Annotated in this window: 14 protein-coding genes; 4 read left to right on the top strand and 10 right to left on the bottom strand. The window is 74.2% G+C overall.

What is annotated here, in order from left to right:
• The first annotated feature begins 39 nt into the window (after positions 1-39).
• The 3 genes from AB0K34_RS21330 to AB0K34_RS21320 all read left to right on the top strand — a co-directional run bounded on the left by AB0K34_RS21330 (position 40) and on the right by AB0K34_RS21320 (position 4,098).
• Entirely contained in the window at positions 40-1,545 is a 1,506-nt protein-coding gene (locus AB0K34_RS21330) for a metallophosphoesterase (protein WP_301174560.1), read from the top strand.
• Positions 1,546-1,705: 160 nt separating this feature from the next.
• Entirely contained in the window at positions 1,706-2,209 is a 504-nt protein-coding gene (locus AB0K34_RS21325; RefSeq protein WP_138641239.1) for a DUF4234 domain-containing protein, read from the top strand.
• 143 nt (positions 2,210-2,352) lie between these two features.
• Complete coding sequence (locus tag AB0K34_RS21320; protein ID WP_301174561.1) at positions 2,353-4,098, top strand: bifunctional 3'-5' exonuclease/DNA polymerase; 1,746 nt, start codon at positions 2,353-2,355, stop codon at positions 4,096-4,098.
• Here AB0K34_RS21320 and AB0K34_RS21315 read toward each other — a convergent pair.
• Positions 4,080-4,766 (bottom strand): SGNH/GDSL hydrolase family protein, encoded by a 687-nt coding sequence (locus tag AB0K34_RS21315; RefSeq protein WP_240808442.1) that lies wholly within the window; start codon positions 4,764-4,766, stop codon positions 4,080-4,082. The genes AB0K34_RS21320 and AB0K34_RS21315 overlap by 19 nt on opposite strands.
• Positions 4,763-6,163, bottom strand: a complete 1,401-nt coding sequence (locus AB0K34_RS21310; protein WP_301174563.1) for an MFS transporter — start codon at positions 6,161-6,163, stop codon at positions 4,763-4,765. Before AB0K34_RS21310 ends, AB0K34_RS21315 begins: the two co-directional genes overlap by 4 nt.
• A gap of 113 nt (positions 6,164-6,276) precedes the next feature.
• Between AB0K34_RS21310 and AB0K34_RS21305 the strand changes: the two genes are divergently transcribed.
• The gene (locus AB0K34_RS21305; RefSeq protein WP_301174564.1) at positions 6,277-6,909 is read left to right on the top strand and encodes a TetR/AcrR family transcriptional regulator; all 633 of its coding nucleotides are present in this window, start codon (positions 6,277-6,279) and stop codon (positions 6,907-6,909) included.
• Here AB0K34_RS21305 and AB0K34_RS21300 read toward each other — a convergent pair.
• From AB0K34_RS21300 to AB0K34_RS21265, 8 genes are read right to left on the bottom strand one after another with little or no spacing between them, the layout of a single operon-like run.
• The gene (locus tag AB0K34_RS21300) at positions 6,875-8,137 is read right to left on the bottom strand and encodes a flavin-dependent oxidoreductase (RefSeq protein WP_301174565.1); all 1,263 of its coding nucleotides are present in this window, start codon (positions 8,135-8,137) and stop codon (positions 6,875-6,877) included. The genes AB0K34_RS21305 and AB0K34_RS21300 overlap by 35 nt on opposite strands.
• Before the next feature lie 16 nt (positions 8,138-8,153).
• Positions 8,154-9,035, bottom strand: a complete 882-nt coding sequence (locus tag AB0K34_RS21295; protein ID WP_138640674.1) for an ABC transporter ATP-binding protein — start codon at positions 9,033-9,035, stop codon at positions 8,154-8,156.
• 53 nt (positions 9,036-9,088) lie between these two features.
• Positions 9,089-9,946 (bottom strand): ABC transporter permease, encoded by an 858-nt coding sequence (locus tag AB0K34_RS21290; protein ID WP_364550414.1) that lies wholly within the window; start codon positions 9,944-9,946, stop codon positions 9,089-9,091.
• A complete protein-coding gene (locus tag AB0K34_RS21285; RefSeq protein ID WP_364550412.1) occupies positions 9,943-10,719 on the bottom strand; it encodes an ABC transporter permease subunit in 777 nt (258 codons plus the stop codon). Before AB0K34_RS21285 ends, AB0K34_RS21290 begins: the two co-directional genes overlap by 4 nt.
• A complete protein-coding gene (locus AB0K34_RS21280) occupies positions 10,716-11,702 on the bottom strand; it encodes an ABC transporter substrate-binding protein (RefSeq protein ID WP_138640671.1) in 987 nt (328 codons plus the stop codon). The genes AB0K34_RS21285 and AB0K34_RS21280 overlap by 4 nt, the downstream gene beginning before the upstream one ends.
• A gap of 38 nt (positions 11,703-11,740) precedes the next feature.
• Positions 11,741-13,342, bottom strand: a complete 1,602-nt coding sequence (gene mdlC, locus AB0K34_RS21275) for a benzoylformate decarboxylase (protein WP_301178060.1) — start codon at positions 13,340-13,342, stop codon at positions 11,741-11,743.
• Positions 13,339-14,187 (bottom strand): ABC transporter permease, encoded by an 849-nt coding sequence (locus AB0K34_RS21270; protein WP_301178061.1) that lies wholly within the window; start codon positions 14,185-14,187, stop codon positions 13,339-13,341. The genes mdlC and AB0K34_RS21270 overlap by 4 nt, the downstream gene beginning before the upstream one ends.
• Positions 14,184-14,993, bottom strand: a complete 810-nt coding sequence (locus AB0K34_RS21265) for an ABC transporter permease subunit (protein ID WP_138641603.1) — start codon at positions 14,991-14,993, stop codon at positions 14,184-14,186. The genes AB0K34_RS21270 and AB0K34_RS21265 overlap by 4 nt, the downstream gene beginning before the upstream one ends.
• Positions 14,994-15,003 lie beyond the last annotated feature (10 nt).

Here is a 15,003-nt window from a genome sequence, read left to right as displayed (position 1 = left end):
CACCGCTGCCGGAGGCGTTTCGTGTCCGAGGAATCCCCCGTGCCCGACAACTCGCGTACGTCCGAGGCGGGCGCGGGGTGGGTCTGCGGGAGGCCCGGCACCTTCAACGAGCTGCTGCCCGAGCGCGTCCCCGACTTCTCCTGGCGGCGCCCCTCGGTGCTGTGGCGGTCCCGCAACGACGTGCTGGCGAAGCTGTTCGGCGACCCGTCCAACGCGATCCGCCGGCGCTGCGTCGCCGCGCTGCGCGAGCGCGGCACCCCGGCCGCGTTCACCGTGCACCGCTCGGCCCCGGAGTTCTCGTTCGCGCTGCTCGGCGACACGGGGGAGGGCGACCGCTCGCAGTACGCGGTGGTGCCCCCGCTGCTGCACGCCGCCGCCGGCACCGACTTCATGATCGTCGCCAGCGACGTGATCTACCCGACCGGCGACTGCGCGCAGTACCCGGACAAGTTCTTCCGCCCCTACCGCGACTACCCGGCGCCGATCTTCGCCGTCCCCGGCAACCACGACTGGTACGACGGCCTGCGCGGCTTCCTGCACGTCTTCTGCGGCCTGGACGCCGACTGCACGCCGCCGCCCTGGCGCGGCGCGCTGGGGTTCGTCCCGCGGCTGCTGTGGCGGCGCCCCGGCGAGGTCGACGCCGCCGCGGTCGCCGCGGCCCGCCGCGAGTACCGGGGCGCGCCCGGCCAGCACGCCGTCCAGCCGGGACCGTACTGGGCGATCGACACGCCGTCGCTGCGCATCATCGGCATCGACACCGGGATCACCGGCGTGCTCGACCGCGACCAGGGCCGCTGGCTGCGCGAGGTCTCCGGCGGCCCGAAGCCCAAACTGCTGGTGACCGGGAAGCCGCTGTACGTGGACGACGACCACCGGCCGGGGGCGATCGAGGGCGGCGGGACGGTCGACGAGATCGTCCGGGATCCGGCCCACCACTACGTCGCCGCGATCGGCGGCGACATCCACAACTACCAGCGCTACCCGCTGCGGACCGGCGACGGCCGCACGATCCAGTACATCGTCTCGGGCGGCGGCGGCGCGTTCATGCACGCCACCCACACGATCCCGCGCACGCACGTCGTCGAGGAGAACGAGTTCCGCTGCTACCCGCTGCGCGGCGACTCCCTCTCCCGCTACAGCAAGCTCTACGGGCGGTGGCTGCGGCTGCCGAAGCTGTTCGAGCTCACTCCGGAGGAGGCCACCGCCGCCGTCCGGTACCGGCTCGGCATCAGGCCGGGCCGCGGCTACAAGGCCGCCCGGGACGAGGCTCGGCCGCCCCGCCGCGCTCGCTTCGTCGCGGCCGTCCTGGGCGTCCCGCGCGACGGCCGCCGCCGCCCCGGGATCCTGCGGCTGCCGGTGCACCGGCTCCCGCAGCGCTTCCGCTCCGAGCTCGCCGACTGGGACAGGCCGCCCTTCTTCAAGAGCTTCCTGCGCCTGGACGTGACGGAGTCGCGGCTGCGCATCCGCTGCTTCGCCGCGACGGGCTGCGGCGACCACGAGACGGACCCGCCGTGCGAGGACGAGGTGACGATTCCGCTGCGGTAGCCCGAAAATCTGGAGAAGTCGCCCGCAAAGTGGCCAAAGTCGGCGATTTGCTCCCGCGACGTGGCCCAATGCCGTTACAGTCTTGGGCTCAGCCTTACGGGTGAACGGTAACGGACGGTCGGCCGGAAAACGACCGCGTCCCACAGGAAGAGCGAACTCGATGAGTTACCCCCAGCAGGGCCAGGGCCAGCCGCAGCAGCAGGCCTACCAGGGCGGCTACGCGCCCGCACCGGCGCAGCAGGGCGGCGCCCCCGCCGCCGTCGGCGCGGGCCTCAACATGAAGCGCCGCAACCCGGTCGGAGCCTGGCTCGGCCTGCCCATCATCACCTTCGGCATCTACGGCCTGGTCTGGTTCTTCAAGGTCCACGACGAGCTGCACCGCTTCGACCGCCGCATCGACAACGCCGCCACCAACGCGCTGCTGTCCATGCTGTTCGGCGCCATCACGCTCGGCATCTGGCCCCTGATCATGTACGTCAAGCTCGGCGGCCGCATCGCCGAGGCCCAGCGCGCCGCCGGCCTCCAGCCGAGCTGCAGCGGCGGCATGGGCTTCCTGCTCGGCATCTTCGGGTTCGGCGTGCTGTACTACCAGATCCAGCTGAACAAGGTCGTCGACCGCTACGGCGACACCCCGGCCGGCCAGCAGGTCTCCCTGGTCGCTTAAGCATGTGAACCCGGACGGCTACGGCCCTGGCCGTCCGGGCGAGACTCGCGGGACCCCTTCGCGCGCACCCGTCGCGGAGGGGTCCTTCGCGTGCGCGGTTCCGCGTGCGCGGTTCTGTCGGTGGGGGCGAGCACAATGAGCGGGTGAGGATCGCGGTCGCCGCCGGAGCCGGCGGCGGGGGCACGCTGCGGACGCTCGGCGAGGACGGGGCGCCCGCCGCACCCGCGCGCGACGTCCCTGACCTGGTCGCCGCCATCGCCGAGCAGGAGCGGGCCGCCGCGCCGCGCTGGGTGTGGCCGGCCACCGCCCGGCTCTACCCGCGGCTGCTCGACGCGGGCGTGCGGGTGGCCCGCTGCCACGACCTCGAACTGGTGGAGAGCCTGCTCCTCGGCCACGCCGGGCGGTACGGGGAGCCGTGCTCGGTGCGGGCGGCCTGGGCGCGGCTGCGCGGCGAGCCCGTCCCGCCGGACCGCCCGCCCCCCGACGAGCCGGCCCCGCAGGCGTCGCTGTTCGACGACGAGCTGTTCGACGGCGAGCCGTTCGGCCGGCGGGCGGGGCGCGACGCGCCCGCCGACGACATCGCGCAGGTCGTCGCGGTGCACGCCGCCCAGCAGCGCGCCATCGCCGGGCTGGACGGCTTCGCGCTGCTCGCGGCGGCCGAGTCGGCGGGCGCGCTGGTGGCGGCCGAGCTGCGGCACGACGGGCTGCCCTGGTCGGCCGAGGAGCACGACGCGCTGCTCACCGAGCTGCTCGGGCCGCGCCCCACCGGCGGGCTCCGCCCCCGCAGACTGCAGGAACTCGCCGACCGCATCAGCGCCGCCTTCGGCGCCCGGGTCCACGTCAACCCAGACTCCCCGGCGCAGATCATCAAGGCGTTCGCGAGCGCGGGGCTGCCGATCGCGTCCACCCGCGCGCACGTGCTCAAACGGCTCGACCACCCGGCCGTCCCGCTGCTGCTGGAGTACAAGGAGCTGTCGCGCCTGCACACCGCGCACGGCTGGGCCTGGCTCGACACCTGGGTGAAGGACGGCCGGTTCCGCCCCGAGTACGTGGTCGGCGGCGTGGTGTCCGGGCGGTGGGCGACGAGCGGCGGCGGCGCGCTGCAGATCCCGCGCGTGCTGCGCCGGGCCGTCGTCGCCGACCCCGGCTGGTCGCTGGTCGTCGCGGACGCCGCCCAGCTCGAACCCCGCGTGCTCGCCGCCCTCGCGGGCGACCGCGCGTTCACCGAGGCCGCCGCGCACGGCGACCTTTACGCGGCCCTGTCCGACGCCTTCCACGACGACGGCGACGGCGGTCTCAGCGCGCGCGCCAAGGCCAAGCTCGCGCTGCTGTCGGCGATGTACGGCGGCGGGACGGGCGAGGCGGTGCAGCTCCTCGCCGTCCTCAAGCACCGGTTCCCCGACGCGTTCGAGTACGTGGAGGCGGCGGCGCGGGCGGGGGAGCGGGGGCGGCTCGTCCGGTCCCGGCTCGGCCGCACCTGCCCGCCGCCGTCCGCCGGGTGGCGGGAGCTGACGGCGGCGGGCGACGGCGACGGCGAGGAGCCCGGCGACCGGCGGGGCGCGGCGGCGCAGGCGCTGCGCAGCCGGGGCCGGTTCACCCGCAACTTCGTCGTCCAGGCCACGGCCGCCGACTGGGCGCTCGCGCTGCTCGGCTCCCTCCGCCGCCGCCTCACCGCCCTCGGCGCGGCGTCCGCCGGCACCGGCGCTCCCCGGCTGGTGTTCTTCCAGCACGACGAGGTCATCGTGCACACGCCCGCCGGGCTGGCCGGCGAGGTCGCCGAGGCGGTGCACGCGGCGGCGGGGGAGGCGCGGCGGCTGCTGTTCGGCGACACCCCCGTCGTCTTCCCGATGGAGATCGCCGTGGTCGACCGCTACGCCGACGCCAAGTGAGCCGCCAGCGCGCGGACGGTGTTGGCCGCGGCGAACGCGTGCCCCCGCGCGTTCAGGTGCAGCTGGTCGGAGCTGTAGATGCCGGGGTCGGCGGCGACCGGGTGGTCCGGCGGGTTGTGCGCGTGGCAGGCGCCCAGCTCGGCGGCGACGTCGGCGGTCAGCGCGGCCAGCCGGCGGGTGCGGGCCGACATGACCTCCCGGTAGCGGGCCGGGCCGAGTCCGGCGACCGTGATGTCCAGCAGCCCGATCGTGACGACGTCGGCCCCCGCCGCGCGGAACGCGGAGATCATCGCGGCCAGCTCGCGCCGCACCCCGTCCGCGTCGAACTCGGGGCGCAGCATGTCGTTGCCGCCGGCCACCACGAACGCCAGGTCGGGCTTGAACGCCAGCGCCGGTTCGAGCTGCGCGGCGCGGACCTCGGCGGCGACCAGGTCGCGGCGGCCGAGGTTGAGCGCGGTGAACCCCGGTGCCACCGCGCCCAGCGCCTCCTCGACGCGGTCCGTCCACGACAGGTCGCGGTAGCCGGGCACGGGTTCGCGGACGCCCTGCGCGACGCTGTCCCCGATCGTCACCATCCGCCGCCACGGCGCGCCGGCCAGCATCGCGGCGGCCTCGGCGGCGGGCAGGACGGCCGGGTCGGTCCACTCCGACAGCACGGTCTCGGTCATGAGGTCTCCTTCGGTGAGGCGCCGCTCCGGAGGGTCAGCGGCAGTCCCGCGAGGACCGCGCCGGCGGCGGCCAGCGTGCAGAACAGGTAGACGGCGGTGTAGTCGTCGTGCACCGCCCGAGCGGGCAGCATCGCGGCGAGCACGGCGATGCCGAGCGCGCCGCCGAGCTGGCGCGCGGTGGTGTTGAGGCCGGTGGCGCCGGCGAACCGCAGCGGGCCGACCGACAGCGCGGCGGCCGAGGCGGTGCCGGTGGTGAGCATCCCCATGCCGGTCCCGACGAGGAGGCCGACGGGGAGCCAGAACGTGAGGAAGTGCGGGTCGGCGGGCAGCGACACGACCGTCCAGATCCCCGCCGCGACCATGATGGACGCGCCGCCCACCACGGCGGGCCGCACGCCGATGCGGCCGGTGAGGCGGCCCATCAGGATCGCCGCCGCGGTGGCGGTGAACGCGCCGGGCGTCGAGGCGAAGCCCGCCTTCAGGATCGAGTAGTCCCATTCGGAGGTCAGGTACAGCACGCCGAGCAGCAGCCACGAGTACAGGGCCGTCCCGTACAGGAACGAGGCGGCGTTCGCGACGGCGAACTGCCGGTTGCGCCACAGCGAGATCTCCAGGGCCGGCACCGGGTGCCGCGCGGACCGCCAGAGCGCCAGCGCGACGAGCGCCGCGCCGCCGAGCAGCAGCGCGAGCGTGCGGGCGTCCGTCCAGGACCAGTCCTGGGTCTGCGTCACGCCGAGCGCGACGCCGCCGATGCCGGCGCCGAGCAGGACCGTCCCGGCGAGGTCGGGGAGCCGTCCGGCGCCGCGCGCGGCGCGCGGCAGCCGCAGCCCGCCGAGCAGCATCGCCAGGCCGACCGGCAGGTTGATGACGAACAGCGACCGCCAGCCGAACTGGTCGACGAGGACGCCGCCGAGGCCGGGGCCGATCGCGGCGGCGAACGCGCCCGCCGCGCTCCACAGGCCGATGGCGCCCGCGCGCCGGTCGGCGGGGGTGTCGTGCAGCAGCAGGGCGAGGGACGCGGGGATCAGCGCGGCGGCCGCGGCGCCCTGGACGCCGCGCGTCGCGAGCAGCACGGGCACGTTCGGCGCCAGCGCGCAGGCCAGCGAGGCGAGCGTGAACAGCCCGGCGCCCCACAGGTACAGCGCCCGCCGGCCGACCAGGTCGGCGAGCCGGCCCGCGGGGGCGAGCAGCGCCGCGAACAGCGCCGCGTACAGGGTGATCACCCAGGTGAGGCCGGTCAGCGAGCTGCCCGGGAAGTCGGCGTGCAGGTCGGGGACGGCCAGGTTCGCCACGGTGGCGTCCAGCATGGCCAGGAACGTGGCCCCGGCGGCCAGCCAGGGCACGTCCCGCCGCGCGCCGGCCGCGCGGGGCGGTGCCGCGGTGGTGTCGGCGGTCATGGGGGTCCTCTCCAGAAAAATAAACGAACGGTCGTACACTCTTCTCTCCGGGCCCCCGCCGTCAAGGGGGCGGGCGCCTTGACTTTGCACGAACGGTCGTGCAGATTTATCGGGTGACGACGGACGGACGGCTCCTGAAGGGCGAGCAGACCCGCAACGAGATCCTCTGCCGGGCCGCCGACATCGCCTCGGCGGAGGGCCTGGAAGGGCTGTCGATCGGCCGCCTGGCGACCGAGCTGCGGATCAGCAAGAGCGGGGTGTTCACGCACTTCGGCTCCAAGGAGGAGCTACAGCTCGCCACCGTCCGCAAGGCGGTGAAGCTGTTCCGCGAGCACGTGGTCAAGCCCGCCCTCGCCGCGCCGGAGGGCCTGCCCCGCGTCCGCGCGCTCCTGGACGCCTGGCAGCGCTACCAGCGCGAGCCCGTCTTCCCCGGCGGCTGCTTCTTCCACTCGACGATGGCCGAGTTCGACGCCCGGCCCGGCCGCGTCCGCGACGCCATCGCGGCCTCCCAGCGCGACTGGGGGGCCTTCCTGGAGCGCTGCCTCGGCGAGGCGCGCGACCGCGGCGAGCTGGCCGCCTCCACCGACGTCCCGCAGCTGGCCTTCGAACTGGACGCCCTCTGCCGCACCGGCGCGGCCCACGCGCTCCTGTACGACGAGCCCGCCTACCACGACCGCGCGGCGCGGGCCATGGACGCCCGCCTCGCCGCCGTCAGCCCGCCGGCGAGTACGACGGGCGCGCGTTGAGCGCCGCCACGTCGGAGAACGACGTCTGCCGGTAGGCGCCGGTGATCGCGCTCAGCTCCGCGGGGGACAGGACGTCCTCGATCCGCTCGAAGCCCCGCGGCGCGCGTTCGCTCACGGTGTGCAGGATGCGGTCCGCCGGCATGTCCCGGCACGCCAGGACGATCGCGTTGGCCGTCTCGCGGCGCTCCTTCTCGTACGCGAGCAGCCCGTCGGCGGGGTCGTCCGACCGGGCCAGCTCGTGCGCCAGGACGCGGGCGTCGAGGACGGCCTGCGACCCGCCGTTGGAGCCGATCGGGTACATCGGGTGCGCGGCGTCGCCGACCAGGGTGACCCGGCCGAAGGTCCACCGGTCGAGGGGGTCCCGGTCGACCATCGGGTACTCCAGGATCTCCGCCGCGCCGGCCAGCATCGCCGGGACGTCCAGCCAGCCGAACCGCCAGTCCGCGAAGTGGGGGAGCACGTCCCCGAGCCGCCCGGTCCGGTTCCAGTCGGCGGCGCCCGCCGCCCCGTCGCCGGCGACCTTCACCTCGGCGACCCAGTTCAGCAGCGCCCGGCCCCGCCGCTCCGCGCGCATCGAGATCGGGTAGACGACGATCTTGGCCGCGGTGTTGCTGCCCGCCACGGCCAGCGTCCGCCCGGTGAGGAACGGCTCGCCCTCGGTCAGGCCGCGCCACATCCGGATGCCGTTCCACAGCGGGGCCGGCTCGTGCGGGTAGAGCCCGCGGCGGACCGCGGAGTACAGCCCGTCCGCGCCGACCAGCACGTCCGCCGTGACGGTCTCGGCCGTGCCGGACGCGCGGTCGAGCAGCCGCGCCCGCACCCGCGCGCCGTCCTGCTCGAAGCCGTCGAGGGCGGTGCCGGTGCGGACGGACCGCTTCCCGAGGCGCGCCAGCACCGCCTCCAGCAGCGCCATCTGCAGCTCGCCGCGGTGGATGGAGTACTGCGGCCAGTCGTAGCCGAGCGCGCGGCCGCGCGGCTCGCCCCAGATCCGGCCGCCGTACCGGTCGAAGTGCACCATCTCGCCGGTCGGGACGCCGAGCTCGGCCAGCGCGCCGCCGAGGCCGAGCTCGGTCAGCTCGCGGACGGCGTGCGGGAGCAGGTTGATGCCGACGCCGAGCGGCCGCAGCCGGGCGGCCGAGTCGACGACGAGCGCCTCGATGCCCGCCTCGTGCAGGCTCAGCGCGGTGGTGAGCCCGCCGATCCCGCCCCCTGCCACGAGTACGCGCATCGATCACCCTCCGCCGTCACCGCGCGGGCTTGCTGCCCGGCTCCGCCTTGGTCATGATCTCCTCTCCGGCCGCCGTTTCGGAGCCGGCGTCCGCTTCCGGCCCCTCCGCCGCGGCCGTCGTGGCGGCGGGCGCGGCCCCGGGCACCTTGGCGCCGCCGCGGACCAGCCGGCCCACCTCGGCGCGGAGCCGGACGAACTCCGGCAGCCCCCGCGTCTCGATCTGGTCGCGGGTCGACGGCAGCTCGACGCGCAGGTCGGCGTGCACGCGGGCGGGGGCCCGGTTCAGCACCACCACGCGGTCGCCGACGTAGACGCTCTCGTCGATGTCGTGGGTGACCAGCAGGATCGTCATCTTCTCGTTGCGGTGCACCTGGAGGACGAGGTCCTCCAGGTCCTCCCGGGTCTGGGCGTCCACGGAACCGAACGGCTCGTCCATCAGCATCAGCGACGGGCGGTACGCCAGCGCCCGCGCGATCGACACGCGCTGCTGCATGCCGCCGGACAGCTGCCAGGGGTACTTGCGCCCCGCGTCCGGCAGCCCGACCGACTCCAGCGCCCGCTCCGCCGCGGCGCGCCGCTCCGCGCGGGCCATCCCGCGCCGGCGCAGCGGCAGCGCCACGTTGTCGCGGACGGTCAGCCAGGGGAACAGCGACCGGCTGTAGTCCTGGAAGACGACGGCGAGGTCGTCGGGCACGCCGTTGATGGGCGCGCCGTCCAGGGAGAGCGTCCCGCCGGACGGGGCGATCAGCCCGGCGATGCACCGCAGCAGGGTGGACTTGCCGCAGCCGGACGGCCCGACGATGCTGAGCAGCTCGCCGTCCGGGACGGTGAGGTCGAGGCCGTCGAGCGCCAGGTGCCCGTCGGCGTAGGAGTGGGTGAGGCCGGTTATCTGAAGCATCTCAAGGGGCCTTTTCTGTGTCTTTTCCAGTGCGGTTCGTCAGTCGGTGCGGTTCAGCCGGCGAGCCTCTGCGCACCCGTGTGCCAGGCCAGCAGGCGCCGTTCCAGCAGCATGAAGAGGGCGTTGAAGAGGAGGCCGAGGATGCCGAGCATCACGATCGCCGCCCACATCCGCGGCAGCTCGAAGCCGCGCTGGGCGTCGATGAGCTCGGAGCCGATGCCCGCGGTGCTGCCGAACAGCTCGGACAGGACCATGAGGATCAGCGCGAACGACAGCGCCACCCGCAGCCCCGCGAAGATCTTGGGCGCCGCCGCCGGCAGCACGATCGTCAGCAGCCGGCGGACGGGCCCGACGCCGAACACGCGGGCCGTGTCCAGCTGCAGCGGCTCCACGGTGCGGACCCCCTCGGCGGTGTTGAGCAGCACCGGCCACACCACGCCGAACGCGATCGTGACGACCTGCATGGTCGCGCCGAGCTGGAACACCATGATGAAGAACGGGACCAGCGTCGGCGGCGGCACCGCCCGCAGGAACTCCAGCACCGGGTTCAGCAGGTCGTTGAGGACCGCCGAGCGCCCGATCGCCGCGCCGACCGCGACGCCGGCGGCGCCCGCGGCGGCCCACCCGATGAACAGGTGGGTCAGGCTCGTGGCGAAGTCGTCCATCGCCTGGTCGGTGAGGAACAGGTGCGACGCGGGGCCGCCGAACCACAGCTCGCGCAGCGTCCGGGCGATCGTCGTGGGCGGCGGGAAGTAGGTCTCCTCCACCGCCCGCGTCCCGACCTCCCACAGCACGGCGGCGACGGCGACCAGCCAGACGCGCTCGGCGAACCCGCGCGCCGCCCGCGCCGCCCCGGCGCCCGGCCTCCGCGCGGGGCGCACCGCGCGCGCCTCGGTGCTCGCGGCGCTCATGCGGCGGCCTCCGCGCGGGCGGAGTCCCAGCGGAACGCGACGCGCTGCAGGCCGAGCAGGCCCGCGTTGGCGAGCAGGCCGAGGACGCCCGCCCAGCACGCCCCCGCCAGCAGCAGGTCGGTGCGGCCTCCGCCGGACTGGGTCTCGCTCAGGTAGATGCCCACCCCGTCGACCCCGCCGGCGTACAGCTCGGTGCTGATCACGACGATGAGGGCGACGGACGCGGCGATCCGGACGCCGGTGGCGATGAACGGCGCCGCGCTCGGCAGCGACACCCGCCACAGGACGGCCGGCGTCCCGAACCCGAAGGCGCGCAGGCTGTCCTTGGCCAGCGGGTCGACGTCGCGGAGCGCGTACAGGGTGTTGATGAGGATCGGCCACAGGCACGCGTAGAAGATCAGCGACATCTTCATCCGGGTGGGGTCCGCGAACAGGATGAGGGCGAGCGGGATCAGCGCGACCGACGGGATCGGCCGCATCAGCTCGACCAGGACCCGGGCCGCGGTGCCGAGCAGCGGCACCGAGCCGAGCAGCACGCCCAGCGGCACCGCCACGAGCACCGCCAGCGCGAGGCCGCCGAGCCACGCCCGCAGCGTGGCCCCGACGTCCACCAGGAACTCCCCGTCCACCGCCAGCCGCCCCGCCTCCCGCAGGATGGTGGTCGCCGGGGGCAGCGCGGCCGGGTCGACGAGACCGGTACGGCTCAGGGTCTCGATGACGGCGGCCACGCCGACCGCCCCGGCGGCACCGAGAACGATCCTGCGGGGTCTCATGGGGTCTGCGCGATGAACGACGTGGCGTCGATGGGCTTGTCCACGTACTGGAACTCGCTCATCAGGTCGGCCACGCGCTGCAGGGCGGCGGCGTCCAGCGACGTCGGGTAGGTCCCCATGCTCATCGACGCCGCCACCTTCGCGTTGATGCCCTTGGCGTAGGTCGGCAGGACGGCCTCGACCACCTTGCGGTCGGCGGCCATGCCCTGCGCCTTCTGGAGCGCGCGCTGGAACGCCGCGACGGTCTTCGGGTTCTCCTTGACGAACTTCTCCGTCGCGGCGTACCCGGCGATCGGCAGGTCGGCGGTCTTGCCGGTGGCGAGGTCGGCGACCATCCGCGCGCCCATCGACTCCGCCATCTGGGTGCCGAACGGCTCGATCGCCTGGACGGCGTCCACGCTCTCGGACTTCAGCGCCTGCTCCATCGCCGGCGGCGCGACCTCGACGAACTCCTTGTCCTCGTCGAACCGCACCCCCGCCGGCGTCCCCGCCGCCCGGATCAGCAGGGTGCTGATGTTCCGCTTGGTGTTGACGGCGATCTTCTTGCCCGCCAAGTCGTTGATCGTCTTGTACGGGGAGTCGCCGCGCACCATCAGCGTGTGGGTCTTGGACGCGCTCCGGAACCCCTCCGCGACGATCTTCGGCTTGAAGCCCGGGTCCTTGGTGCCGGCCGTGAACAGGGAGACGTAGTTGCCGAAGCTGAAGTCGAGCCGGCCGCTCTTCAGCAGCGGGATGCCCGCCGCGCCGCCCTGGATGACCTGCGTCTTCACGGTGAGGCCCTCGGCCTTGAACAGTCCCTTGTCGATGGCCAGCTGGACCGGCGCGGTGTCGGCGACGGTCATGGTGCCGAGGGTGATCTCGGACTGCTCCAGGCCGTTGGCGGACTTCGGCTCGTCGGAGCCGCCGCAGGCCGCGGCGGCGAGGGCGAGCACGGCGGCGAGCGCGCCGCCGAGCACCGCGCGTCGGGGGTGGGGTACGGACATGGGGGTTGCTCCAATGTGACGGGGGTGATGGAGGTCCGCTAAGGAGTAGACCCGTACATTGCGGAATTGTCTGCCATGACACTCACATCGAGAAGGAACGGACCGTCGTACTCGAGCGCCTCGGCCATCGCGGCGTCCAGGTCGGCGGCACTCGTGACGGCCCGTCCCGCGCAGCCGTGCCCCCGGGCCACGGCGGTGAAGTCGATGCCGGTGACGTCGGCGCCGACGATGTCCTCGATGCCGATCCGGCGGCCGAGCGCCCGGACCGCGCCGTAGCCCCCGTTGTTGAGGACGATCACCGTCATCGGCAGCCGGTGCTGGGCGGCCGTCCACAGCGCCTGCACCGAGTACATGATCGCGCCGTCGCCGAGGACGCAGACGATCCGCTCGCCGGATCCGGCCAGGGCGCGCCCGACCGCCATGGGCAGGCTCCAGCCGAGCGATCCGCTGCCCATCGTGTAGAACCCGCCGGGCCGCGTCACGGGGAGCCGCGCGTGGAACATGTCCCGGTGGCTCGGGCACTCCTCCACGACGACGGCGTCCTCGGGCATCCGCTCCCGCAGCGTCTCGATGACCAGCGACGCGTCCATCGGGTCGGAGACCGGCGGCTTCGCCAGGCGCGGCCGCGGCTCCGGCGCCCGCCGGTCGGCCTTGTCGACCCGTTCGAGCAGGCCGGTGATCCCCGTCCGGAGGGTGGTGAGGACGCCGACGCCGACCGGGGCCCACGCCAGCTGGTCGGGGTCGCAGTCGAAGTGGAACAGCCGCGTCCCCTCGGGCAGGAACGGCCCCTCGCTGTGCACGTGGTAGTTGAACACCGGCGCGCCGAGCACGAGCACGACGTCGTGCCCCTCCAGCCGCCGGGCGAGCTGGTCGCGGACGGGCGGCAGGAAGCCCTGGAACAGCGCGTGGTCCTCGGGGAAGCCGGACCGGCCCGACAGCGGGCTGATCCACACCGGCGCGCCGACGCGCTCGGCGAGGTCGACCACGAGCGGGAGCGCGTCCTCGTCCTCGACGCCCGAGCCGACGATGATGACGGGCCGCTCGGCGCCGTTCAGCGCGTCGGCCGTCTCGGCGAGCGCCGCCGGGTCGGCGGTGAAGCCGCCCCGGATCTCGCGGTGCGGGACGGGTTCGGCGGGCCGGTCCCAGTCGTCCTCCGGCACCGACAGGAAGACCGGGCCGCGGGGCGGCGTCATGGCCGTCCGGTACGCCTCGGCGAGCGCGGCCGGCACGTCCTCGGGGCGGGCGGGCTGCCGGCTCCACTTCACGTACGGGCGGGGGAACTGCTCCGGCTCGTCGGCGCCGAGGAAAGGCCGGGTCGGCAGCATCGCGCGGGTCTGCTGCCCCGCGACGATGACCAGGGGCACCCGGTCGCGGTGGGCGGTGAAGACCGCGCCGAGCGCGTTGCCCACCCCGCCGGCGGAGTGCAGGTTGACCAGGGCGGCGTTGCCGGTGCCGATGGCGTGGCCCGCCGCCGCGCCCACCGCCACGATCTCCTGCAGCCCGAGCACGTACTCGAAGTCGGCGGGGAAGTCGCGCAGCATGCGCAGCTCGGTGGAGCCGGGGTTGCCGAAGACGGTCGTCATCCCGACCCGCCGGCAGTAGTCGAACACCGCGTCCCGGACCGTGAGTTCCGTCGTCATTCATCTGCCTTTCGCGCCCCGCGGTGCCAGCGGAGCGTGCGCCGCTCCACCGCGAGCAGGATGGTGTTGAACAGGTAGCCGAGGATGCCGAGCAGCACGATCACCGACCAGATGGTCGGGAGGTCGGACTGGCTCTGCGCGTTCGTCAGCTCGAAGCCGAGCCCGTCGGAGGTGCCCGGCAGCAGCTCGGAGAAGACCATCAGGATGAGGCCGAGCGACAGCGCCAGCCGCAGCCCCGCGAAGATCTTCGGCAGCGCCGCGGGGATGATGAGGAACCGGATCCGCTCCGCGGCCGACAGCCGGAACACCTCGGCCGTGGCGGCCTGCGTCTTGTCCACGCTGCGGACCCCGTCCACGGTGTTGAGCAGGACGGGCCAGACGGCGCCGAAGACGATCGAGGCGATCTGCATCTGGGTGCCGAGGTCGAACAGCACGATGAAGACCGGCACCACCGTCGGCGGCGGGATCGCGCGCGCGAACTGCAGGATCGGGTCGAGGTAGGCGAGCACGCGCTCGGACCGGCCGATGGCGATGCCGAGCACGACGCCGGCCACCACCGACAGCAGCAGCGCGACGGCCATCCGGCTCAGGCTCGGCGCGATGGAGTCGCCGGCGTCCCCGCCGAAGTACAGGTGCGCGGCCGGGCCGGAGAACCACATCTCCCGCATCCGTCCGACGATGTCGGACGGGGGCGGGAAGAACGGGCTCTCGGCGATCCGGGTCGCGGCCTCCCAGCCGGCGATGAGGACCGCCAGCGGGAGCGCGCGGTGCAGCAGGCCGCGGACCAGCCGGCCCGCGACGCCGCGCGGGCGCGCGGCCCGCACGGTGAGGGCGGCCGCCGTCACGATGCACCACTCCCCTGTGCCTTGTGCCACCGGAACGCGCGGTTCTCGGCCTGCACCAGCACCATGTTGATGATCAGTCCGATGGTGCCGGCCCACACGGTGCCGGCGAGGACGTCGGTGTTGCCGTCCGGCACGGTGCCGGCCTGGGCGATGAACATGCCGAGGCCGTCGCCGAACCCGGAGAGGATCTCGGTGCTGACGGCGAGGATCAGCGCGATCGCCGCGGCGAGCCGCACGCCGGTCGCGATGAACGGGGCGGCGCTCGGCAGCGAGACCTTCAGCAGCACCTGCCACCGGCTGAAGCCGAAGGTGCGCAGCGTCTCCTTCGCCGTCGGGTCGACGTCGTGCAGCCCGTACATGGTGTTGAACAGGATCGGCCAGCTGGAGGCGTAGACGATGAGCGGCACCTCCATGCTGAGGCCGGAGCCGAGCAGCAGCCCGGCCAGCGGGATGAGCGCGACCGACGGGATCGGGCGCAGGAACTCCACGATGGCCCGGACCGCGGTGTTCACCGCGGGGACGCTGCCGAGCAGCAGCCCGAGCGGGACCGCGATGGCGATCGCGATCAGCATGCCGAGCGCCCACGCGGTGAGCGTGACGCGCACGTTGAACAGGAAGTCGGAGTCGCCGAACAGCTCGACCGCGCGTGCGGTCACGGTGGAGGCCGGCGGCAGATAGGAACGGTCCACAATCCCGGCTCTGCCGAGCAGCTCGCTCGCCAGGAACAGGACCGCCACCCCGGCGGCCCCCCGCGCCCACTTGCCGGGACGCGAGAGGCCACGGGGTGGCGTCGTCTGGTGTGCCATGGGGGAATCA

It is taken from the genome of Actinomadura sp. NPDC049382 (genome assembly GCF_040677125.1).
In the GTDB taxonomy this organism is placed as follows: Bacteria; Actinomycetota; Actinomycetes; order Streptosporangiales; family Streptosporangiaceae; genus Spirillospora; species Spirillospora geliboluensis.
This window is presented reverse-complemented; position numbering and strand designations above follow the sequence as displayed.